At 26.3% G+C, this 23,055-nt stretch carries 22 protein-coding genes; 4 read left to right on the plus strand and 18 right to left on the minus strand.

Annotated features, from left to right (window positions below):
• Window positions 1-251: 251 nt before the first annotated feature.
• The gene (locus tag HF520_RS07085; RefSeq protein WP_168573356.1) at window positions 252-704 is read left to right on the plus strand and encodes a hypothetical protein; all 453 of its coding nucleotides are present in this window, start codon (window positions 252-254) and stop codon (window positions 702-704) included.
• A gap of 178 nt (window positions 705-882) precedes the next feature.
• Here HF520_RS07085 and HF520_RS07090 read toward each other — a convergent pair whose 3' ends face one another.
• The 3 genes from HF520_RS07090 to HF520_RS07100 all read right to left on the minus strand — a co-directional run bounded on the left by HF520_RS07090 (window position 883) and on the right by HF520_RS07100 (window position 3,680).
• Window positions 883-2,001 (minus strand): DUF5808 domain-containing protein, encoded by a 1,119-nt coding sequence (locus tag HF520_RS07090; protein ID WP_168573357.1) that lies wholly within the window; start codon window positions 1,999-2,001, stop codon window positions 883-885.
• Window positions 2,002-2,094: 93 nt separating this feature from the next.
• Entirely contained in the window at window positions 2,095-2,448 is a 354-nt protein-coding gene (locus tag HF520_RS07095) for a hypothetical protein (protein ID WP_168573358.1), read from the minus strand.
• An 89-nt stretch (window positions 2,449-2,537) separates the two neighbouring features.
• On the minus strand, window positions 2,538-3,680 hold the full coding sequence (locus tag HF520_RS07100; protein WP_168573359.1) for a DUF362 domain-containing protein: 1,143 nt from the start codon (window positions 3,678-3,680) through the stop codon (window positions 2,538-2,540).
• A gap of 220 nt (window positions 3,681-3,900) precedes the next feature.
• Between HF520_RS07100 and bsh the strand changes: the two genes are divergently transcribed.
• Window positions 3,901-4,890 (plus strand): choloylglycine hydrolase, encoded by a 990-nt coding sequence (bsh, locus tag HF520_RS07105; RefSeq protein ID WP_168573360.1) that lies wholly within the window; start codon window positions 3,901-3,903, stop codon window positions 4,888-4,890.
• A gap of 145 nt (window positions 4,891-5,035) precedes the next feature.
• Window positions 5,036-5,653: a DUF3786 domain-containing protein gene (locus HF520_RS07110; protein ID WP_168573361.1), complete on the plus strand. Its 618-nt coding sequence runs from the start codon at window positions 5,036-5,038 to the stop codon at window positions 5,651-5,653.
• 142 nt (window positions 5,654-5,795) lie between these two features.
• Here HF520_RS07110 and HF520_RS07115 read toward each other — a convergent pair whose 3' ends face one another.
• The 15 genes from HF520_RS07115 to HF520_RS07185 form a co-directional block, all read right to left on the minus strand.
• On the minus strand, window positions 5,796-6,728 hold the full coding sequence (locus tag HF520_RS07115) for a hypothetical protein (protein ID WP_168573362.1): 933 nt from the start codon (window positions 6,726-6,728) through the stop codon (window positions 5,796-5,798).
• 168 nt (window positions 6,729-6,896) lie between these two features.
• Window positions 6,897-7,913 (minus strand): BMP family lipoprotein, encoded by a 1,017-nt coding sequence (locus HF520_RS07120; RefSeq protein ID WP_168573363.1) that lies wholly within the window; start codon window positions 7,911-7,913, stop codon window positions 6,897-6,899.
• A gap of 515 nt (window positions 7,914-8,428) precedes the next feature.
• Complete coding sequence (locus tag HF520_RS07125; RefSeq protein ID WP_168573364.1) at window positions 8,429-10,693, minus strand: xanthine dehydrogenase family protein molybdopterin-binding subunit; 2,265 nt, start codon at window positions 10,691-10,693, stop codon at window positions 8,429-8,431.
• Window position 10,694: 1 nt separating this feature from the next.
• Window positions 10,695-11,144 (minus strand): (2Fe-2S)-binding protein, encoded by a 450-nt coding sequence (locus HF520_RS07130; protein ID WP_168573365.1) that lies wholly within the window; start codon window positions 11,142-11,144, stop codon window positions 10,695-10,697.
• Window positions 11,144-11,932 (minus strand): FAD binding domain-containing protein, encoded by a 789-nt coding sequence (locus HF520_RS07135; RefSeq protein WP_168573366.1) that lies wholly within the window; start codon window positions 11,930-11,932, stop codon window positions 11,144-11,146. Before HF520_RS07135 ends, HF520_RS07130 begins: the two co-directional genes overlap by 1 nt.
• A 215-nt stretch (window positions 11,933-12,147) precedes the next feature.
• Window positions 12,148-13,398, minus strand: coding sequence for a cation:proton antiporter (locus HF520_RS07140; protein ID WP_168573367.1), 1,251 nt, complete (start codon window positions 13,396-13,398; stop codon window positions 12,148-12,150).
• Between the two features lie 267 nt (window positions 13,399-13,665).
• The gene (locus tag HF520_RS07145) at window positions 13,666-14,295 is read right to left on the minus strand and encodes a hypothetical protein (RefSeq protein WP_168573368.1); all 630 of its coding nucleotides are present in this window, start codon (window positions 14,293-14,295) and stop codon (window positions 13,666-13,668) included.
• 33 nt (window positions 14,296-14,328) lie between these two features.
• Window positions 14,329-15,027 carry a hypothetical protein gene (locus tag HF520_RS07150; RefSeq protein WP_168573369.1) on the minus strand — a complete coding sequence of 233 codons (699 nt, stop codon included), beginning with the start codon at window positions 15,025-15,027 and terminating at the stop codon, window positions 14,329-14,331.
• A gap of 45 nt (window positions 15,028-15,072) precedes the next feature.
• Window positions 15,073-15,765: a hypothetical protein gene (locus tag HF520_RS07155; protein ID WP_168573370.1), complete on the minus strand. Its 693-nt coding sequence runs from the start codon at window positions 15,763-15,765 to the stop codon at window positions 15,073-15,075.
• A 145-nt stretch (window positions 15,766-15,910) separates the two neighbouring features.
• The gene (locus HF520_RS07160; RefSeq protein WP_168573371.1) at window positions 15,911-17,239 is read right to left on the minus strand and encodes a uracil-xanthine permease family protein; all 1,329 of its coding nucleotides are present in this window, start codon (window positions 17,237-17,239) and stop codon (window positions 15,911-15,913) included.
• A 276-nt stretch (window positions 17,240-17,515) separates the two neighbouring features.
• Window positions 17,516-17,683 (minus strand): hypothetical protein, encoded by a 168-nt coding sequence (locus tag HF520_RS07165; RefSeq protein WP_168573372.1) that lies wholly within the window; start codon window positions 17,681-17,683, stop codon window positions 17,516-17,518.
• A 30-nt stretch (window positions 17,684-17,713) separates the two neighbouring features.
• Window positions 17,714-17,890, minus strand: a complete 177-nt coding sequence (locus HF520_RS07170; protein ID WP_168573373.1) for a hypothetical protein — start codon at window positions 17,888-17,890, stop codon at window positions 17,714-17,716.
• A gap of 218 nt (window positions 17,891-18,108) precedes the next feature.
• Window positions 18,109-19,704, minus strand: coding sequence for a putative ABC transporter permease subunit (locus HF520_RS07175; RefSeq protein ID WP_168573374.1), 1,596 nt, complete (start codon window positions 19,702-19,704; stop codon window positions 18,109-18,111).
• The gene (locus HF520_RS07180) at window positions 19,697-20,410 is read right to left on the minus strand and encodes an ABC transporter ATP-binding protein (RefSeq protein WP_168573375.1); all 714 of its coding nucleotides are present in this window, start codon (window positions 20,408-20,410) and stop codon (window positions 19,697-19,699) included. Before HF520_RS07180 ends, HF520_RS07175 begins: the two co-directional genes overlap by 8 nt.
• A gap of 207 nt (window positions 20,411-20,617) precedes the next feature.
• A complete protein-coding gene (locus tag HF520_RS07185) occupies window positions 20,618-21,565 on the minus strand; it encodes an L-lactate dehydrogenase (protein WP_168573376.1) in 948 nt (315 codons plus the stop codon).
• 290 nt (window positions 21,566-21,855) lie between these two features.
• On the opposite strand from HF520_RS07185, the gene HF520_RS07190 reads away from it, so the two are divergent.
• Complete coding sequence (locus HF520_RS07190) at window positions 21,856-23,004, plus strand: DEAD/DEAH box helicase (RefSeq protein WP_168573377.1); 1,149 nt, start codon at window positions 21,856-21,858, stop codon at window positions 23,002-23,004.
• Window positions 23,005-23,055 lie beyond the last annotated feature (51 nt).

The following is a 23,055-nucleotide window of genomic DNA, read 5'->3' on the forward strand; positions in this document are numbered from 1 at the left end:
CCTATCAATATATTTTTATATATTATATATTACCATAATTTTGCTATTTTATAAAAATTAAAGACAAGGATTTTATCCTTATCTTTTTAATAGTTATATATAAAAGCCATATTTAAACTTAGCTTCTTATAAGTTATAATTTTTATATAAGTATAATAAATTCTAATATTATTATAAAAGTTGATTATTTGTTGCTTTTTAGAAAATAATATAGGTATATAGTTTTAATAAATTTAGAAAGGATGAATATTTTGGAGATACTAGTATGTATAATAGGCATATTGCTAGCATTTATATTTTTAAAGTTCATATTCAAAAAGTTATTTTTAATTGTATCTTTATTAGGTTTTGCTGGAATTATTAGTTTTATATATAAAGTACCGTATATTATAAGTATCGCTTCAATGCTAATATTTATTTATTCTGTTAATACTATTTTCTCGGAAATTAAATATATGGCTAAAAGCTTCATAAAACCATGCAGATTTTATGAATATGGATTTTATGAAAAAATAGTAAACTTACTATTTAGCCTTAATTATATAGTTTTTATGAGTATATGCTATTTATCACTTATGAACACAAGTTTATCTATGATAGATATTGCAGAACTAGGCATTACGTTTTGTATAACATGGATTTTTGTATGGATAGTATTAAATACTAGAAGTATGTTATTCAACTATATAAATGCATTAGAATAAAGTTATTCTTATATAAATAATAGTATATTCAGTAAAAGATCACTGAAACATAAAAAGTCTCTTGGTTAATAAATCCAAGAGACTAATATATTCTCGTCACTACTTTAATATTTTAAAATCTGCAACTTATCATGTTAAATTTTCAGTAATAATCTCAGTGTATACAATCTTTATAAGTTTATATAAAACATATTACAATACTACCTACTATGGTTACAAAAATTATAATAGTAATAAATTTTCCCATAGGATGTGCCATATTAATACTCCATCCAGCTCCAAATCTTTTTTCTACCATTAAAGATGAATCATCTTTATTATAATATACAAATCCATAAATCCACTTTTCATCATCACTTTCAACAGTATAAATAGATTTATCTTTAGGCTTTAAACTGCTTAACATTATATAAAAATAAATTAATGGAACTACTATGAATATAGGTGCTATACATGAAAACATAATAAGTTGAATCGGTATATTTTTTTGTTGAACCATAAACACTGGTATTAATGAAGTAATAGACTGCATTATAAGCGTCATAATAAAGAAAGAGTATCCAATACCATTTAAATATTTTATAGCTTTCTTTCTATTAACTTCTAAATTTTCAGCATCTATATAAGTTTTTGATGAGATGCTTCCTATCCCCATTAATGCAAATAATATAACCATTCCTATATCTATAAAATTAGTAAAAAATGCATCTACTATATTTTTCTTGGCAAAACCATCCGGTATTCCACCTGAACCCCAGTGGGTAATTATTATATCTGGCATATTTTTGTAATTAACTAAAACATATAAAAATGATAATATTGAAAGTCCTATACATATTGTAAATAGTACCTTAAATTTATTTTTTATCTTATTCTTTTCCTTTACTAAAATATCATCTTCTTTTATATATTTTTTCATTTTAGCAAAATCTTTAATTTCAATATTATTTCGTAAATAATTATCTTTAATCTCTTTTACTTTTTTATATTCTTTTTTTAAAAGTAAATAGTATAAACATGAGTATATAGTTATACTTACTACCATATTAATGCCTGTATTTAAAGTTAATGTATATTTAAGTAATATATATATAAATATAACTAATATTAGCGATAAATTTAAATTCTTTTTAAAGTTTCTGTCAATATTATCTTTTTCTTGCTTCTCTAATTTAATTTGATTTACACATACACCATAAAAGTAACTACTCCCACTTATAGCTTGAGTATTATAAGTTATTAAGTGAGTAAATAATATTATTAATATAAAGATTATATAATCTAGAAAAATATTCATAATTATCCCTCCAATTAAGAATAATTATAGACTACTTTACCCTAAGTTTCATCTGCAAATATTACTGTGGATACGTATGTATAAACCTTTTTGTTATACTAATTTATACTCTAAAATTTTTTCATTAAATTCTATTTGATTATGTATTTCTAGCTCATTAAGAATAACATTTATAGTATCTTTGTTTAAAAATATATTTCCATTTATATCTATAATTTTCATATGAGCATCTTTATATTTTTCTTTAATTTCATCAGTTAACTTATCATCTCTTAAGATATTATAATTTTTATCTAAATACACCTTAAATAACCAAGGCATGGCATTATCACTAAGTGAAGTTACAAATCTATCAAACAATAAATATTTTTCATTATCTTCTTCAATTACCATAAAGTCTGGGCTTTCATTTATAATTTTATCTATGAAATTACTATACTTACTCATGTCATTTCTCCTTTTGAATATTACTTATATATTATTTATATTATCATAAATAGTATCATATTTTAAAATTACAATATAGTAATTTTATTTTATTTTAAAAATTTAGATAATAATGGTCTTTTTAAATCCACAGCCTTTTTAGGACATAACTCATGGCAGCAAAAACATCTTATACAATGTTCTAAATCTATATTAGGCCCATTATTTTTCATAGATATAACCTTAGGTGGACACACTCTGCTACATTCACCACATTTAACACATTTTTTATAATTTATTACTGGCCTTCCTGCTAACTTCTTATTTACAAATTTTTCTAATTTTTTAGGTATAATTCCTCTTAAGAAGCTTATACTTTTATTTGATGGTATTTTAAAGTCTTTGATTATCTTATCTTCAATCTTTTCGCCAAGTATGCAAATATCAGAGAAGTCTTTCTCTATTATTTTTCTTTCTATACACCTTTGAATAGTTGGAACTTTATTAGGATCTAAGTTTATGAGATTACAAGCCACTACATCTATTGCGTATGGACTTGGTGATGCAAGTAATACACCTATTTTTCTAGGAACACCTGCTGTTGGGCCTTCTCCTTCCATACCTATTATTCCATCCATTATTGTAATATCAGGTGATACAAAAGAACAAATATCTACTAATGCTTCAGTAAAATCTACTACCTCAGGCATTTTAAAGTGATATTCTGCTTTTTTTACACCAGGTATTACACCAAATAAATTTTTTACTCCTCCAGTAAAAGTTGCCATTGCATGAGTTTTTAATTTGCATATATTTATAACATGATCCGCTTCCATTATAGGTTTTATTACTGTCATATATTTTAGTATTTTACCACTTGGATTTTCTACCTTTAATTCTGATGTATCATAGTTTAATTCTATATTAAGTTCATTACATACGTCTTCAATTCCACAAGTTTTATATATTCCTTTTAAAGAGGATTTTGTATAAGGACCTCCTGGGCTATCCCCTACTATTACTTTACATCCTAGTTCTAAAAGCTTTTTTGCTATCACTTTTAAAACCATTGGATGTGTAGTTGCCACTTCATCTGGCCTTTTTTTAATAACTAAATTTAATTTTATAAATACTGTACTATTTCTTTTTATGTATTTTTCAAGTCCTCCTAAGTCATTTATTAACTTATCAACTTGTAAATTTACTTCTTCATACACATAGCTATTACAACTTCTAAGTGATACATTCTTCATACACTAATCCCCTTTTATAAAATATTCTCTTATTCTCATATAACTTTATTATTTTTCAAGATATCTTTATTTCTAATATTACTTAATTATATCACTTGTTTTTTATATTTCTAGACCAATCGATATACACACCCTTAAATCAGTAATAGTATATATTAACTAAAAATAGATAATAATACTTCTAAATAAAATATTAAACTAAACAAAGGATGTGTAAAATATGTGTACTGCATTAACTTTAACGTCTAAAGATGGATACCATTTCTTCGGAAGAAACATGGATCTAGAATATAACTTTAATCAATCTGTTGTATTAGTTCCAAGAAACTTTCCTTGGAAAAATGTTGTAACTGGGGAGTCTAATAAAAGTAAATACGCAGTAATGGGAATGGGTACTATAATGGAAAATCATCCCCTTTTTGCAGATGGTTTTAATGAGAAAGGATTAGCTTGTGCAGGTTTAAATTTCCCTCATTACTCTTATTATGAAGAAAATACTGTTGATGGAAAGATAAATTTAGGTCCATATGATTTAATTTTATGGATTTTAAGTAATTTTGAAAAAGTTTCAGAAGTTAAAAATGCTTTAAATAATATAAATATTGTTGCTAAACAATTTGCTCCATATGCTCCTTTACCTACACTTCATTGGATAGTTTATGATACTAATGATGAATGTATTGTAATAGAAAAGACTTGTGATAAATTTGCCGTATATGATAATAATGTTGGAGTTCTAGCAAACTCACCAACTTTTGACTGGCATATTACTAATTTAGGAATATACAGTGGTTTAAAATCTACCCAACCTGAAAATACTAATTGGCATAAACAAGAATTAAAACCAGTAGGTCAAGGTCTAGGCTTGATGGGAATACCTGGCGATTTTTATCCTACATCAAGATTTATAAGAGCTGCCTATCTTAAAAGCCATGCAGCTTTTTTAGATAATAGAGATTCTACTATTTCAGAGTTTTTCCATATCTTAAATAATGTTGCTATGGTTGGTGGTTCAGTTGTAACTCCTGATGGTAAAAATGATATTACTTTATATACTTCTTGTATGTGTCAAGAAGAAGGAGTTTATTATTATAATACTTATAATAATAATCAAATAAATGCTATTTCAATGTTTAAAGAAGATTTAGATGCTAGCGAATTGAAAGTGTTTAATTATATAGATGAGCAAGGTCTTAATTATCAAAACTAGATTTATGATATTTTAGAAATAATAAATATAGTTTGTATTTAGATTTATTTTAATTCCATCTAAAATTTTTCTTATTTAAATATTAATATACGCTATAATTATATTAAAGATAGGTATATTAAAAATTTAAATAAGGGAGATAAGTATGGAAAGTAATTATAAAATTGCCTATAATGCAGAATGGTGTAAACTAAAAAAGCTAAATCCTTTAGACTTAGCTAAAAGATTAGAAATTATATATTGTTCTGAGAAAAATCAATTAGTTGTTCCATTCTTTGAAAAAAATTATATATTAGATTTTGAAAATAATACTATATATAGAAAAGAAAATGGTGAAACTCCTACAATTAATGACTCCATAATTATATTAAATTATCTTACTCATTCCAAAGATTATATAGTCAATACTAATAAATGGGTTACCCTAAAAGAAATACCTAATGGTGGAGCTTTGTTTTACCCTGCCTTTTATAAAATGGCAATAGCAAACCTTATAGAAAACTTTGGAAATGATATATATAAATTCAAGGAAAGTTCATTAAAGCTAGGTGGTAAGAAGATTAACTTTGGAGATAAAGGATATGAATTTAAAGTTCTTCCAAAGATAAATATTTGTGTAGTATTATGGGAAGGTGATGATGAAATTTTACCAAATGCTACTATATTATTTGATCCCTCAATTGAACACTTAATTCATATAGAAACTATAATCAGTATAGGCATTTGTGTATCTGAAAAATTAATATCTATAAGTAAAATATAAAAATAATATCAACTACTTCATCATTTTACGATATTGTATGAAAATATATTATTAATTTAATATAAAAAGGATGTATATAAATCTATTTTGTAAAAGTTCATATACATCCTTTTATATTCATAAGTAAATAATAGAAAATTTGTTATATATTATTTATAAAGTCATCATATTCTTTTCTCTTTTCAGTAACTATTTCATTTAATTGATTTTTATTTTCTTTTATATTATCTAAAATACGATTAACCTCTCTTTGAAGATCCCGTATATTTTGGTATGACTTATTTATTTGATTACTTACAGAAATATCCGTAAATATATTATCAAAAAATATATCTAGAGTTACATTTGCACTAGAAAACCTTAAGCTATTTATATTAACATCTTTTAATTCTTTATTAAAATTTTCTAATAAATAAGATATTCTACTAAAATGTTTTTGCGCATCATTAACTCTTTGATGTTTAGCAAGTGATGAGAATAAATCTCCACCAAGTAAGTCGATAGTACTCCAAGTTTTTGCAGATTCTAATAATTTTACCGCATCTCCTATTTCTTTAAGTAAGCTATTTCCTGCTGAAATTGATTCTTCAATCTCTTTAATTTCTTTCAAATATGTATCTATTTCTTTATCCATATTCATAAGCTTATTTTTATTTTCTTCATCACCGTATATATTAAATAACTCAAGTTTCATTTTTAATAATTTAGAATATTCATTTTCGCAATCTGATAAGCTATTTATTCTAATAATTAAATTATTTATATTCGATTTTATTAACTTAACTTTTGAATTGCAATTATCATACTTAATCTTTGCCATTAAATATTCCTTTTCTTCTTTTTCCATTCTCTCTTCTTTATTTCTCATTATTGTAGATAGAATATTTGATAAAGATAATTTCTTTAGTTTTTCTACATCTTCATATTCTTTTTTTAATTTATTTTCTAAATCATTAAGCTCTGACTCACTTTTATAAAGCTCTTTATTTAAATCATTAAGCTTATCTTCTAATACTTGTTTTTTTGCAACTTCGCTTTTTATGTAATTTATCTTATGATTTATTTCTTCTAGCATATGTCATCCCCCTTATCTAAAATATATTTTTGCCTTTACATAGTATTTTAATATAGAATACAACTTTTATCTTTACTAATTAGTTACAATATAAATATTTTATATACACAAAATAAAAAGAGTGTAGGCTAATCCCACACTCTTTATTACTAAATAATTATATTTTACTTATTTTACAAGCGCATTGTATTCTTCTTCTGTTCTTGGAGCAGTTAATTCACCGCTTTTGAATTTTTCCATTTGCTCATTAACATAATCTAATATATCTTGTGATACTAAGTTTGAAGTAGTATCTGGTATACCTACAGCATCTTCATTTAATCCGTACACTATATTCGTTCCACCTTCAAATTTACCTTCTACTAAATCTTTTACAGTCTCATATACTCCTGCATCAACTCTCTTTATAGCTGAAGTTAAAACATTCTCTGGAGCTAAGTCACTTTGGTCTCTATCTACACCTATAGCATATTTTCCAAGTTCTTTAGCTGCTTCTATAGCACCTGTTCCAACATCTCCACCAGCTATGAATATTATGTCTGCATTATTTTTATACATTTGAGTAGCTATAGCCTTACCTTTAGCTTGGTCTGTAAATGAGTTTGCATATTGAGATTGTATCTCTGCATCTGGATTTGCAGCTTTTACACCTGCCATAAATCCATATTTAAAAGTATCTATAACACCTATTTGCATTCCACCTATAAATCCAACATTGTTTGTTTTAGTCATTTTTCCAGCTATTAATCCTACTAAGTATGCTGATTGTTCAGCATTAAATTGTATTGTTTTTACATTTGATGGTATTGTTTCATAAGTTTCATCAACTAATACAAACTTTTGGTCTGGATATGATTTAGCTGCTTCTTCTATTGTAGGAGCTAATTTTTGACCTACTCCTAGTATTAAATCAGTATCTTGATCTACTAATGTTTCTACATTTTGCATGTAATCTGCATCTTGGTTAGATTCTAAGTATTTAACTTCAATACCTAATTCCTTTTCAGCTCTTTGTAATCCTTCCCAAGCTGATTGGTTGAAAGATTGGTCATTAACACCAGCAACATCTGTTATCATTGCCACTGTTATTTTATCATCCTCTTGAGAGTTTCCTGAGCACCCTACTAATAAAGATGCTGATAATACTGTCGTCATAGCTAATGCTAAACATTTTCTTAATTTCATTGATTGTACCTCCACTGTCTTAAACAAATTTATGATGACACTCGTACAATTACATATAAGTATAATTTCTAATTAATACAAAAAAATTCCTCTTATCTAAGAGAAGATAACAGGATTATTACATAAAGTTATTTTTATACTAAATACGTAATATCTTTGTAGCCTCTCCGGACCAAATTAAAGTATCAAAATTATTTCTTTAAAAATAATACTGTTATTTATCGGTATTGTCAATATTTTTATATTTTAATTTTAATATATATTTTAAATCCCATTCTATTTTGGTTTGAAAATATCGTTTTTTATCGAACAATATTATATATATTTTATTTATAATTTGTATTAATTACGAATTTTTAATTTCTTATCTTTTATATTATTTTTATAAGTATAATATAAAAATAATATAAAAATAATAAAGAGCATAATAATTCTAGTTTATAACCACAAATTATTATGCTCTTTATTTTATCTATAATTTTACTATTCACAATGAACTACATCTAATTCATATATTACTTATTCATCTCCATAAATATCTTTTCAGGAGTCATAGGAAGGCTATTTATCCTTACTCCAACACCATTATAAATTGCATCTTGTATAGCAGGAGCAGGAGTATTAATAACAACCTCACCTATACTTTTAGCACCAAAAGGACCTGTTGGCTCATACGTTTCAACAAAATCAACTCTAACTTTTCCAACATCACATCTAGCAGGTATCTTATATTGCATAAAACTATTACTATCCATTTGTCCTTTATCTGTATATCTAACTTCTTCAAATAAAGCAAGCCCCATTCCTTGAACTATACCACCTTCTGTTTGTATAGTAGCAAGACCTCTATTTATTACAGTCCCACAGTCAACTACTGCAACATAGTCAACTATTTCAACCTTCCCAGTTTCTTTATCTATTTCAGTTTCAACAAAACCAGCTATGTATGGAGGAGGTGAGACCGGACTACCATGAGAAGCAAATCCATTTAATTGAACTTTATCAATTCCAACTGTAAAGTCAACTGCTAAATCAAATAATGATATAGATTTTTCATCACAGAATACTTGATTACCATCAAACTCTGCAAGTTCCTTTGCAACTTGAAGTCTATTTGCTCCTACTTCAATTATTTTTTCTCTTAATTGTTGACATGCTTTAACAACTGCCATTCCTGTTACATAAGTTGTACTTGATGCATAAGAACCTGGGTCATAAGGTACTATATCAGTATCTGCTGATACTACTGTTATTTTATCCATTGTAGTTTCTAATATATCACAAGCCATTTGAGCAAGGATTGTATCACTACCAGTTCCCATATCTGTAGAACCTACAAATAATGTATAATTTCCATCATCGTTAAGTCTTATCTCAACTGAAGACGTATCTATATCTGCTATCCCTGATCCTTGCATAGTAAGCGCCATACCAACACTTCTAACTTTTCCATTTTCAAGATCTTTAGCAGGATATTTTTCATCCCAGCTTATCATTTCTTTACCTTTTCTTATACATTCTTCTAAGTTGGCACTATTTATAGATTTTTCATATGCAAAAGTAACTTCTCCTTCTTTTACAATGTTCTTAAGTCTTAACTCTGTTGGATCCATGTTTAATTTTGTTGCTAATTTATTTATAGTAGATTCTAGTGCAAAACAACCTTGAGTTGCTCCATATCCTCTAAATGCACCTGCTGGCATTTTATTAGTATACACTACATGCCCTTTAAATCTAGCAGCTTCTAATTTATTGTATACTGGAATACTTTTTTCTCCTACTAATCCGAATGTAGTTGAAGCATGCTCACCATAGGCTCCAGTATCAGATAATGCATCTATATCTATTGCTTTTATAATTCCATCTTTAGTAGCACCTATTTTTACATTAATTTTCATAGCATGCCTACTATTTGAACAATTGAAAGTCTCTTTTCTTGTATATATTAACTTTGCAGGTTTTCCTGTTTTCAATGTTACAAGTGCAGAGAATATTTCTACACAAGCTGTTTGCTTACCACCAAATCCTCCACCTATTCTTGGTTTTATAACTCTTATTTTACTTGATGGTATGTTTAAAGCTCTACTTAAATGTCTTCTAACATGAAATGGTATTTGAGTAGAAGATATAACTACAAGTCTTCCAAGATGATCCATATAATTATAAGCTCTATATGTTTCCATCATTGCTTGTGATTGTGCTTGAGTATAATAAGTTTCATCAATTACTATATCACATTCACTTAATACTTTCTCTACGTTACCTTTAGTATAGTCATGAGTAGAAACTATGTTTCTTTCTCTTTGCATTCCTATATCAAAGTTAGTATGAACATCTTCTTCATGAACCACAACTTTGTTATCTATTGCAGTTTCAAAGTCTATTACTGCATCTAATACTTCATACTCCACTTTTATCATGTTCATTGCTTTTATAGCAGTTTTTTCATCTACTGCTGCAATTATTGCAACCTCATCTCCAACATATCTTACTCTGTCTTCAAGTATTAATCTATCATAAGGAGATGGTTCTGGGTAACTTTGCCCTGCTAAAGTAAACCTTACATTTGGTACATCTTTATATGTTAATATACATTCCACTCCAGGTACTAACATTGCCCTTGAAGTATCTATGCTTTTTATTTTTGCATTTGCATGTGGACTTCTTAGTAATTTTACTATTAATGCATCCTTTGATGATAAATCATCAGTATACACAGGCTTTCCTGTTGCTATTGCTAATCCGTCAGTTTTAGGTATACTCTTTCCTACGAAACTCATATTATTTTACCCCCATATAAGTCTTTATTGCTCTTAGTTGCCCCATGTACCCTGTACATCGACATAGATTTCCTGTTAAGTAATGTATTATTTCTTCTTCAGTTGGATTTTCAAGTTCATCCTTCATTGCAAGTACTGTCATTATAAATCCTGGAGAACAGAACCCACATTGTTCTGCACCTTCTGCTATAAGTATTTTGGCAAATTCTTCTGCTTCTTTTTCTAGTCCTTCTATTGTAGTTATATCTTTATTTATTGCTCTAATAGTAAGAGTTGCACAAGATAATGTAGGCTTTTTATCTATCCATACAGAACAAAGTCCACAACAGCCTGTATCACATCCTCTTTTTACACTTAAGTTCCCCACTTTTCTAAGTGTATCAACTAAGTATTCTTCTGGCTCTATATCAATTTTATGCTTTTTACCATTAACCTTTAATTCTACTAACATTACTTAACCTCCACTAATGCTCTTTTTACTAATACTTTACTCATTAAAGTTCTGTATTCTTTTGATGCTCTCATGTTACTTCCAAATACCATTTCTTCACTGACCATTAATGCTGCTTTATCTATATTTTCATCACTTAATCCATTGTTTGATAAAAATTCGCTAGCTTTAACTGCAAGAGTAGCTATTTGAGGTCTTGCACCTACATATATTTTTATATTACCATTAGTGTTAGATGCTGATACATTAAGTAATGCATAGTCACTTTGAGCATTTCTTAAACTCTTATATGATGACTTTGTATTGTTTTTATTTATATAAATCTTAGTAAGTAAGTCTTTTTCATATTCTCTATTTAAGAAATCTTGTAATGACATCCTTCCTCCATTTACTAGTTCAACTTCAGTTTCTAAAGCTAATAATGCTACTATTAAATCAGAAAATCCAAACTTAGAAAATATTGTTCCACCAATAGTTACTACGTTTCTAAATTGAACACCTATTATATCTTTAACAGAATCCCTTATTATGCTCCCAAAGTTTTCTGAAAGTATTTTACTAGTTTCTAAACTTCTAAAAGTAGTCATAGCTCCTATTTCTATGTAACTTTCTTCTTCTTTTATATAATCTAAGTTTAGCTGTGACAATTCAACAGCCGTACCTATTCTTTTATTCCCCATTCTTAACCAAGCACTTCCGCCTATAACTTGGTTGTTTTTTCTTTTTGTTAATAACCCGTATGCTTCTTCAACACTAGTTGGTTGAACAATTTCCATAACTGTAAACATACTTTGCCTCCCTATTTTATCTATTCTGCTTTGTTAATTATACCATATTCTTTAAAATTTATACAATAAAATTCGTATTATTAGTTATGTTTTTTCACTTTATTAATTTTATGTACGTAATTAAAAATAATTATGCTCCTTTTAATATAATCATCTAAAAATAAATGTTTATATTAAAAAGAGCACATCTAAGTTAACACTAAATATTAATTCAATTAATCTATTTGCTTTTCTTCAACCTCCAATAGTCCTAGTTTTTTAGCAACAAACTTTGTGCTACTTCCTTGAACAATCAGTGTTATTAATATTGTCATAAAAACTACTGAAGAAATAATTTCATAACCTGGTACTTTCATAGCTGTTATAATACCACAAAGTGCGGCTGGTATTACACCAGTTTCTCTTACCCACATCATAAAAAGTATTTCATTCTTATTCCATTTTGCTTTTCTATCAAATATAGTACATATCAAAACTACAATTGGTCTAGCAATGAAAACTAAACCTAATACGGATATTATTGAAGGTAACAAATATTTACTTAGTATAGCTAAATCTACCTGTGTACCTAATATTATAAATATTGACATCCTACAAATTGTACCTAAAGTTTCCGCAACATGACAGTCTGCATCATAACATGATTGACTAAGCCATAGTTTAAAATTCTGTTTATTACCAGTAATTATCCCAACTATAAAACATGACATATATCCGCTACCACCAAGCTTAGTAGATAATTCATATGCAATTACTACTGATAATATAGATACTATTGGAGTATAGCTTTTAAATATTCCATATGGTTTATCATTTACTAAAGCTAATAAAACAAGCCCCGTAGCAACTCCTACTAATACTCCTACTAAAATCATTACTAAAAGTTGGTATAAATTATCTTGTAATGAAAATTTTCCTGATAAAATTATAGCTAAAACCGCAGAAGTTAATATTGCACCAGTTGCATCATTAAATGCAGACTCACTTATTACAGTCTGCTTAACTTTATTATTTATTTTTATGCTGTTAAATATAGGAACTAATGTCGCTGGATCTGTTGAAGCTATTATAGCGCCTATTAATAGAGCTGTCATTGCGCTAGTTTTAAATGTAAAACCAATTATTTGCTGCATTACAAATGCAGATATTAAAACACCTATACTTGATAATAATAGTACTGATAATTTTACATTTTTTAACACTTTTAAGCTAATTTCTTTGCCTCCTAGATACAATATAAATGCTGAACCAAAGGTTAATATTAATTGATTTTCAACTTGATATTGACTAATATCAACAAAACTTAAAAAAGATGGGCCAAGAATTATCCCTACTAATAAAAATAATACTACATCTGGTATTTTTATTTTTTCACTAATTATGCTGCAAACAATACCTGTCAAAGCTACAATTGCAAATAATATTAATAAATTGTTGCAAGCTATTGTATGAATTGAGGTTTCCATACGAACATCTCCTTTTAACAAATATTTCTATTTATTATATTAAACTAATTCGTATTTGTTATCTTTTTAATATAGATTTAACATATCTACTATTAGGTTGTTAAATCTATATTAAAATTCTTAGCTCAAATTTTTATATCTCATAAAATATAAATTTACTTTTCTAGATGCTGCTCTCCTTAAATTTTCATAGTTATAAACCTATAGATTTGACCTATTATCATTGAATAGTCCTAGATTATTTAAACTCATTATTATTTTAATAGATTATTTTTTATAATCATAATTTAAATTTTCTAATTTCTTTAATGTTTCTTTTGAATCATAACCTAAAATATTTTGTGCATTTGCAAGATAGTATAAATAAGTTGTAGAATTTGGATATTTATTTACAAGATCTTCATAGTATTTTAAGACCTTAACATAATAAATTTCATCATATTTATTAGTTTCAATTAAATAATTATTTTTATATTCAAAAATTCTTACATTGTATGCATCTTTTGTATCATGTGTCCATAAAACTATTTCCTGTAAATTATTATTATTAAAGTCTATAAGGTCAATCATAGTAAAATAAAGATCTTTATTATTTAATATTGATTTTAAATTCTTATCTTCATATATTAATAAGTCTAAATTTGATGATATATCTCTAACTTTCCATCCTATTACTATAGTGTTAGATCTTTCATGTAATATAGGTCTAATAAATAAATGTGATATATCACTCCCTCTTCCTTCATATATATCAACAATTACAAATTTATCTTTATTATATTTTCCAATACCTACATAAGCTTTTTTATTATACTTATATGCAAATATTATTTCTTCTCCATATTTATTATCTAAATCTAATATTATGACATCATTTTTTCCACCAAATCTATCCAATGATATTATTTCTGCTCCCTCAGGTAGTTTAGTTCATACAGGTTCTCTATCCATTAATAATAAATATTGTTGTTTTACATTTATTTCTCCATTTTCTTTTATTTCTAAAATTGATTGTATAGCTCCTATGACATCTGAATTTGAAACGCCTATTATTCGCTGCTGAATTTGTAAACTATAATAATTATTACTAGAAACAATAATTGGATATATTGTGTTTGGTGCTGATACCGTTGGTTCTTCTTCATTTAAAGGACTTTGATACTTATCATAAACTATATCTAGATAATCTTCTAAATTATTATTAAGATCTATAGTGTATGTTTTATTGCCATTTTCGCATTTAACTTCTACTTTATATCCGCTTAAATATCTAGCTTTACATTTTAATTTGCTTGATAAGTCTTTATCGTCTACAATAACCTTTAATTTGTTATTTTCATATTTAAATATCCTTGTTATAGCATATCCTCTGCTTTTACTATACTGCCCTGTAATCAATATCTCTTGTGAATTGTTATTTAAAATATTTACTAAATACAAATTAAAAAAATATCCTTTAATATTTATATCATAAATTTTCTTATCCCCTTCTTTTTCTATGACTAGTTGAAGTTTATTCATAAAAGGTGAGTTTTCTATTTCTTGAATACCTTTTAGTATAATTTTTTCACATATTAAGTCACCATCTATATCTCCAAATTGAGTATCTATAATAACCGCTCTATACATTTTCTCCCCCTAAATTTTATTTTTTCTTCTTTCTAGGCTTTCATATTAAAAAATTAATAGTCCTTTATAAATTTCATTAAGAGTAGTATTTTCTAAACTAATTAGTGTTTGAATTACAGCTAAAGTATCTACATTTACTATTCCAACAACTCTTTGCTGAATTAAAAGTTCATAGTAAGAATTATATACTTGCTTAACCGGATAAATTACATTTGGAGCATCTACATATGACAATGTTATGCTATTTTCCTTTAGCTTCCCATCAGAATTATATATTATGTCTAAATATTCCTTTGGTCTAGATGATATATCTAATAAATATTTTTTCCTTCCACAATTTATATTCACCTTATAATTATCTTCATATTTTGCTGTACATTTATTTTGATTATAAAATTCATTTTGATCAAATATTTTTATCAAATTTCCATCTTCATATTTGTAAATAACCCCTATTTCAAAGCCACCTGAACCACCAAATCCACCTCTTATCATAATTTCATCTCTTTTATCATTAGTAAAATCTGCTATAAAAAGTTGCATATTATATCCGCTATATGGAAACCTTATACTTACCTTAGAGTTATTTTCGAAATTTAGCACTAATTCTATATCGTCCACATAACTACTATCTTTAAAAGGATAAACTCCAACAAGCGTTACTTTATCTAATGTATGCTCCCCTATAACATTACCTAAAGCAGTATCTATAACTACTTTCTTTTTTTCGTTGTCCATGAGTTCTCCCCCCAAAGTTTATTTTCTCCTATAATATTATTTATGAAAAATCATTATAACTGTTGATTGTTTAATAATACTTTTAATAAAAAAAGAACCCTATAATTAGCATAGAGTTCTTTTTTATCTTTATATAATTATCTATTTAAACTATTCCTACTTCTAAATCTGTATTTTCTTTTTCTTTTGGTAGTATTATATTTAATATTACTGCTATAAGAGCTACAAGAACTAAACCTGAATCTCCAAATATAAGTTGTATAGATTCTGGAAGACTTGCAAATACACCTGGTACAAATGATACACCAACACCTATTCCTATAGCTAAAGCTACTATTGTACTATTTCTTTCATTTAATGGTTCACTGGCTATAAGCTTTATACCACTAACAGCAATCATAGCAAACATTGATATACTAGCTCCTCCTAATACACTTGAAGGCATTAATGATATTATTGCTCCAAACTTTGGGAATATAGCTGCAAGTATTAATATGCAAGCTCCAACTCCAACTATATTTCTATTTATGACTTTAGTCATGGCTATAATTCCAACATTTTGGCCAAAAGACGTATTTGGTAATACACCAAATATAGAAGATACTAAACTTCCTAATCCATCAGCCATAACACCACCTGAAATTTCCTTATCTGTTGCATCTCTTCCAATACCAGAGTGAGCTATTGCTGTAATATCTCCTACTGTCTCGACTCCTGAAACTATAAATGTTGCTGCCACCGCTATTATAGCATCTAGATGGAATTCAAATCCAAACTTAAATGGTGTAGGTATTGACATTATATTAACTGTAGATAAAGATGTAAAATCAACCTTACCCATAGGTATAGCTACTATGTAACCTACAATTAATCCTATCAATATAGAAGAAAGTTTTGTAATTCCCTTTGTGTATTGATTTAAAAATAAAACAGTTAATAATACTATTGTTCCTAAAGCTAAATTAGATAAAGAACCAAAGTCATCAGCTCCAGCTCCACCTGCAAAATACTTTATACCAGTAGGAAGCAAGGATATACCCATCGCTAAAACCACTGTTCCTGTAACTACAGGAGTAAAGTACTTTCTCAAACTACTCATTGATTTTCCAAATAAGATTTCAACAATTGCTCCAATTAAACAAGAACCAAGTATAGCTTCATAACCATATTTAGTCCCTATTACGGTTAAAACTGGTACAAATCCAAAACTTGTACCCATTACAATAGGAAGTCTTGCACCAAAAGGCCCAAAATTATAACACTGCATTAATGTAGCTATTCCTGAAACGAACATAGTACATTGAATAAGAGCTGTCTTATCAGCTAAACTCATATTCACTACATTAGCTATAATAATAAGTGGTGTAACATTACCAACAAACATCGCTAGTATATGTTGTAATCCTAGTGGTATAGCTTGCTTTATGCTTGGTTTTCCATCTAATTGGTAAATAACTGAATTTTTTGAAGTCATAATATAAAATCCCCCGATTAAAAATAAATTCTTATAAGTTCTATAATTTGCCAACTCATTTACCTGTTTATTTTATCAACTTTTTTATTATTTGTCAATACAATTATGAACATTTTTATTACTTTTTAAAATATTGTACGTATATTTTGTGTTAATGTTTTTAAATTAAAGTTATGTTAATCTACTTTGTAAATACATATAATTTAGAAATACGCAATAAAAATAACTAGATATATTATCATCTAGCTATTTTTATATAATTTAGTTTGTAATATACTAATGTCTATTTTCTCTAATTCTTTCTTCCATTTCTTCTTTCGTTTCTTCTTTTATATTTGCATTCTTAATTATTTCTTCAATAGAGGAACTTGCTCTTAAAACGTCTTTAGTATATTGAAGCGCATCACTATAATATCCATTACTAAATCTGCTATAACTGTCCATTTTCATCACTCCTCTACAAAATTATTTTTCTTAACATGGAGGAAAATGTCTTTTTCTCGCTAACCTATCTCCAAGAACATCAGCTACTTTTTTATTTGTAGATATCTCATTTGCTATTTCAACTTGACCATCATTTTCTTTTAGAAGTTCTTTTATAACTTTATTATTATCTAGTTCTTCTCTTTCTTTTGATTTTTTCTTTTCCATTTATATCTTCCTTTCATTTTTATTTTGCTTATAGAATTAAATTGTCCATATAAATTAGTTTTACAACTATAAGTTTTTTCTAATTTTTATAATTTATCTTTATTAATCCTATTATTTATTGTTATATTATTTTAGTTATTTTAAACATTATTAAATATAAAATAAAAAAGAAGATAGATAATATATAAACATACACCTTCCTTTTTTATTTTTATATTTTAAATATTTCTAAATTTTTTTACTCCTTTATTTTTAATTAAATTCCAAATTATAAAATTAATTATAATGGTTGATATAATAGGTATAATTAAAAATGTATTTAGGTTTATTATATTAAATTTAAAATATACAAAAGCATATATTCCTATATAAATAATTGCAAATACCATAACTGCTATTATAGAAAAGCTTCTTTTAACTACTGCAACTTCATTTTTCCAGTTAAGATTTGGATATAATAAATTTAAAAATAATCCTAATACTGCTACTAATATTGACATAGATGCAATTAATAATGATCCTATTATTATAAATGTAGCTTCGAATTTTAACTTCAAACCTATCAATATAAAACATATAATACTTATTGGCATATTAAGAAATAAATTAAGAATTATTTTACTTTTAAATATATCAACTTCATCTATAGGTAATGATTTTAGTATCCATAAATTTTTACCTTCTAACGATATAGAACAATAAGTAGTACAACTAATAACTACGCAAAATAATATGATGCCTAGCATTTGAACTTTTATAAAAGCAAAATCTAAGTTTAACTCTAATAAAGCTGATATTTTATCTGCTCCAAATATTACTATACCTAGTGAAAATATAATCAAAAGTATCATTCCCATAGAAGTATTCAAAAAATATATATATGAAGAAAAGTATCTTTTAAACTCTTTTTCTAATAAAGATTGAATCTTGCTTGATATTTTTAATTCTTTTAATTCATATTTTTTAGATTTATAACTTTCATTCATTTTAGAATTTATAGATTTATATCGATTAGCAAATATAGTTATAAATCCTATAAATAGCACAAGTGAAATTCCAACAAAAATTAAAACATCTATTAAATTATTATTTTTTAAACCTTCTATATAATAATATGCTAGAAAATATAATTTTTTTATACCCTCTAATATAGAACTACTATTTGCTAGTATATTCTTTCCTATTTCCTCTATTTGAGACATTACTATCATATAAATAACTAATAGTGCTATACTTCCTATAATCAATATTGCATTCTTATACCTTAATTTTGATGATATACCTCCCAATAAAAATGCAATTATAGAAGATATAATAATAGGTATTAAAGGTATACATAAAAACATAACTACTAAATTTATAAAATATGCTATACTAACATTCATTTTTATAGCATAAACAATACTAGGAATAAAAATAAATGGTGATGTAAATAAGTAATTTGATAAAAGTAGCATAACTATCTTGCTTAATAAAATAGCAGATTCCTTTATAGGTAAACTAATCAAACTTTCAAAATCTTTAGCCTCAAATAAATATGAGGAACTCTTATATAAAGTTGTAAATAAACTAAATAACAATGCTCCTACAAATCCAATAACAAGAAGCAAATCCATTTGGTTATATTGAATTAATATTTCACTTATCTCAAAACATAATTTAAACATTACATATATAAAATACCCTATAAGGGCTATGCTAGAAAATATAATAGCTAGTATCTTAACTTTTTCTTTATTCTCTAAAGTTTTTATTTTATTTAAATTAAACTCATTAATTATATTAATTTTTATTAATAATCCTAAATTACTCATTCTCAATCAACTCCATAAATAGACTTTCAAGGCTCTTATCGCCCTTAACTTCTAGTGTATTACCAGTTTTAATTAATTTACCTCCATTTATTATAGCTATTTTATTACATATTTTTTCTGCAACATCAAGAACATGAGTAGAGAAAAATATACAACCACCATTGTTGCAAAATTCTTTCATAATCTCCTTTAAAATAAATGTAGCCTTAGGATCAAGTCCTACAAAAGGTTCATCTAAAATAAGTATTTTCGGACTGTGTATAAGAGCTGATATTATCGCTAGCTTTTGCTTCATCCCATGTGAATATGAAGATATTAAATCGCCTAAACTATCTTTAATTTCAAATTTATCTGAATAATAGTAAATTAATTCTTCTCTTTTATTTTTATTTACATTAAATATGTTAGCTATAAAATTTAAATATTGTATTGCTGTTAAAGATTCATATAAATCAGGATTATCTGGTATATAAGCAATATCTTTTTTACATTCTACTGGATTACTCTTAATACTTTTAGAGTTAATTAAAATTTCTCCTTCTTCAAAATCATGAATACCAACTATACATTTAATGGTAGTAGTTTTTCCTGCTCCATTATGACCAATAAACCCAAATATATCTCCCTTATTTATTTCAAAGCTAATATTTTCAATAGCCTTATTATTACCTTTATATGATTTGGACAAATTTTTTACTTTTAACATACTATCCTCTCCATTCTATATTTTATATCTGTTATATATAATATAGAACAAATATGTTGGATATTCAATATTTTTTTGAATAAATTTTAGAATATTCATAATGATGTATCTAAAATTTATTCAAAAATAAACAAAAAGCTAAAAGAATTATTTCATATATCAAATTAATCCTTTTAGCTTTTATATATATTATTAGTTATCGATTATTTACTTTAAATTTAACTTAGCTATATTTTCCTTCATTATTTCTATTGAATCATCTAGTTTTTTCTTTTCTGTTGTATCAAGTGCTAAGTGTATAACTTCTCTTACACCATTTTGATTTACTATACTTGGTACTGCTATATAAACATCATCGTGTCCATATTCTCCATTTAAATATGAAGATACTGTAAGTATACTATTTTCATTTTCAAGTATAGCCTTAGTTATCCTAGTTAAAGCCATACCTATTCCATAGTAAGTAGAATTTTTACATTTTATTATTTCATAAGCTATATTTCTAACTGTATCTTCTATTTTTTCTAATTCTTCAAATTTTAAATCTGAATTTTTTCTAGAAGCAATTTGATATATTGGTTGAACACCAGATAAAGCATAACTCCATGCCACAAATTGAGAATCTCCATGTTCTCCCATTACATAGGCATTTATATCCTTAGGATTTACATCTAATTTCTCACCTAAAGTATATCTAAGTCTAGCCGAATCTAAAGTTGTACCAGAACCTATTACTTTTGATTTATCAAAACCTGATAGTTTTTGTGCAACATAAGTCATTATATCTACTGGATTTGTAGCTATCAGTAATATTCCATCAAACCCAGACTCTTTTATTGGATCTATTATAGACTTCATTATCTTACTATTCTTGTGTAATAAATCAAGCCTTGTTTCACCTTCAGCCTGTATTGCTCCAGCTGTTATACATATTAAGTAAGCATCTTTGCAATCACTGTAATCTCCTGCATAAATTTTCATCTTTCTTGGTGCAAAACTAAGACCATGATTTAAGTCTATAGCTTCTCCTCTTGCACGCTCTTTATTTATATCAATTAAAACTAATTCTTCACAAGCACCTTGGTTTAACATAGAGTATGCATAACTCATTCCAACCATACCTGTACCCACTATTACTACCTTATTTTTCTTCATACATTCAAACCTCCATTAACTAATTATACTGTTATACTTAATTCCCAAAATAATCTATTTTAAAACTACCTATTATTATGTATTATACGAATTATTTATTTTTTAATTCTTCTCATATAATAGTTTTACTATAATTTGTATTTTTTTACAATATATCAGTTTATTGATTATAAACCTTGAATTCATTTTATTAAATTTATTCATTATATCTTATTTAAGGTATAAATTTTTTTATATTAAGTGTATAATAAAATATACTAATTAGATATTATAAATAAAAGGAGTTTTATATGAAGACATTTGAAGGATTAAAGTTAAATAGTAATTTAATAAATGGACTTAAAAAGCAAGAAATAACTTCTCCTACTGAAGTACAAGCTCTTGTTTTTGAAAATATATTAAATAATAAAGATATACTTGCAAATTCTCAAACAGGAAGTGGTAAAACATTAGCCTATTTACTTCCTATGTTTGAAAAAGTAGATACAAGTAAAAGAGAAACACAGGTATTAGTTCTTGCCCCTACTCATGAACTAGTTGTTCAAATACATAATCAAATAGAGTTATTATCTAAAAACTCTGGTATAGAAGTTACTTCTTTACCTATATTTGGTGAAGTAAACATACAAAAACAAATAAAAAATATAAAAAATATAAAACCACATATAGCTGTAGGTTCTTGTGGTAGAGTTCTTGATTTAATGAAACAAAAAAAGTTAAAAGCTCATACTATAAAAACTATAGTTTTAGATGAGGTCGACAGCTTATTAAGCGGAAGTAACATCTCTCATGTAAAAGAGATAATTAAATGTACACTAAGAGATAGACAGTTGTTAGGATTTTCTGCATCTCTAAATGATGAAACTATTGAGTTATGCAAGGAAATGATGAAAGAACCAATAATAATAAATGCTACTAAAGAAGTTACTATAAATCCTAAAATAAAACATTTATACTTATTAGGTGAAAGAAGAGAGAAATTTGATTTACTTAGAAAAGCTCTAGCTGCTACTAATCCAAAGAGATCTATAGTTTTTGTTAACAACGAAAAAAGTATAGAGGTTATAGCATCTAAGTTAAATTATCATGGTTATAAAGCTGTAGGTATATTTGGAGATATGTCTAAAGAAGATAGAAAAAATGCTATTAACGCATTTAGACTAGGAAAAGCTACTGTACTAGTTTCATCTGACTTATCTGCTAGAGGGCTAGATGTAGTTGATACAAGCCATGTATTCAACCTAGACTTCCCAGGTAGTAAAAATGAATACATTCATAGAGCTGGTAGAACTGCTAGAGGTAATAGAAATGGAAATGCTATCTCTATAGTTACTAAATCTGAGCTTGCTAATATAAAAAGATACAAAAGAGAGTTTAACATAGATATCAAGCCAAAAGTAATAAAATACGGAAAATTCTTCGATTGTAGAAGTAAATAAAATTTTGACGCTAAGTTAACAAAAAATCCAGCAAATTATTTGTTGGATTTT

It is taken from the genome of Romboutsia sp. CE17 (assembly GCF_012317385.1).
Taxonomy (GTDB): Bacteria; Bacillota; Clostridia; order Peptostreptococcales; family Peptostreptococcaceae; genus Romboutsia_E.

What these genes read in the sequence shown, in the direction of transcription:
- HF520_RS07090 (WP_168573357.1), bottom strand. Translation starts at nt 2,001, where the DNA reads ATGAATATTTTTCTAGATTATATAATCTTTATATTAATAATATTATTT.
- HF520_RS07095 (WP_168573358.1), bottom strand. Translation starts at nt 2,448, where the DNA reads ATGAGTAAGTATAGTAATTTCATAGATAAAATTATAAATGAAAGCCCA.
- HF520_RS07100 (WP_168573359.1), bottom strand. Translation starts at nt 3,680, where the DNA reads ATGAAGAATGTATCACTTAGAAGTTGTAATAGCTATGTGTATGAAGAA.
- bsh (WP_168573360.1), top strand. Translation starts at nt 3,901, where the DNA reads ATGTGTACTGCATTAACTTTAACGTCTAAAGATGGATACCATTTCTTC.
- HF520_RS07110 (WP_168573361.1), top strand. Translation starts at nt 5,036, where the DNA reads ATGGAAAGTAATTATAAAATTGCCTATAATGCAGAATGGTGTAAACTA.
- HF520_RS07115 (WP_168573362.1), bottom strand. Translation starts at nt 6,728, where the DNA reads ATGCTAGAAGAAATAAATCATAAGATAAATTACATAAAAAGCGAAGTT.
- HF520_RS07120 (WP_168573363.1), bottom strand. Translation starts at nt 7,913, where the DNA reads ATGAAATTAAGAAAATGTTTAGCATTAGCTATGACGACAGTATTATCA.
- HF520_RS07125 (WP_168573364.1), bottom strand. Translation starts at nt 10,693, where the DNA reads ATGAGTTTCGTAGGAAAGAGTATACCTAAAACTGACGGATTAGCAATA.
- HF520_RS07130 (WP_168573365.1), bottom strand. Translation starts at nt 11,144, where the DNA reads ATGTTAGTAGAATTAAAGGTTAATGGTAAAAAGCATAAAATTGATATA.
- HF520_RS07135 (WP_168573366.1), bottom strand. Translation starts at nt 11,932, where the DNA reads ATGTTTACAGTTATGGAAATTGTTCAACCAACTAGTGTTGAAGAAGCA.
- HF520_RS07140 (WP_168573367.1), bottom strand. Translation starts at nt 13,398, where the DNA reads ATGGAAACCTCAATTCATACAATAGCTTGCAACAATTTATTAATATTA.
- HF520_RS07150 (WP_168573369.1), bottom strand. Translation starts at nt 15,027, where the DNA reads ATGTATAGAGCGGTTATTATAGATACTCAATTTGGAGATATAGATGGT.
- HF520_RS07155 (WP_168573370.1), bottom strand. Translation starts at nt 15,765, where the DNA reads ATGGACAACGAAAAAAAGAAAGTAGTTATAGATACTGCTTTAGGTAAT.
- HF520_RS07160 (WP_168573371.1), bottom strand. Translation starts at nt 17,239, where the DNA reads ATGACTTCAAAAAATTCAGTTATTTACCAATTAGATGGAAAACCAAGC.
- HF520_RS07165 (WP_168573372.1), bottom strand. Translation starts at nt 17,683, where the DNA reads ATGGACAGTTATAGCAGATTTAGTAATGGATATTATAGTGATGCGCTT.
- HF520_RS07170 (WP_168573373.1), bottom strand. Translation starts at nt 17,890, where the DNA reads ATGGAAAAGAAAAAATCAAAAGAAAGAGAAGAACTAGATAATAATAAA.
- HF520_RS07175 (WP_168573374.1), bottom strand. Translation starts at nt 19,704, where the DNA reads ATGAGTAATTTAGGATTATTAATAAAAATTAATATAATTAATGAGTTT.
- HF520_RS07180 (WP_168573375.1), bottom strand. Translation starts at nt 20,410, where the DNA reads ATGTTAAAAGTAAAAAATTTGTCCAAATCATATAAAGGTAATAATAAG.
- HF520_RS07185 (WP_168573376.1), bottom strand. Translation starts at nt 21,565, where the DNA reads ATGAAGAAAAATAAGGTAGTAATAGTGGGTACAGGTATGGTTGGAATG.
- HF520_RS07190 (WP_168573377.1), top strand. Translation starts at nt 21,856, where the DNA reads ATGAAGACATTTGAAGGATTAAAGTTAAATAGTAATTTAATAAATGGA.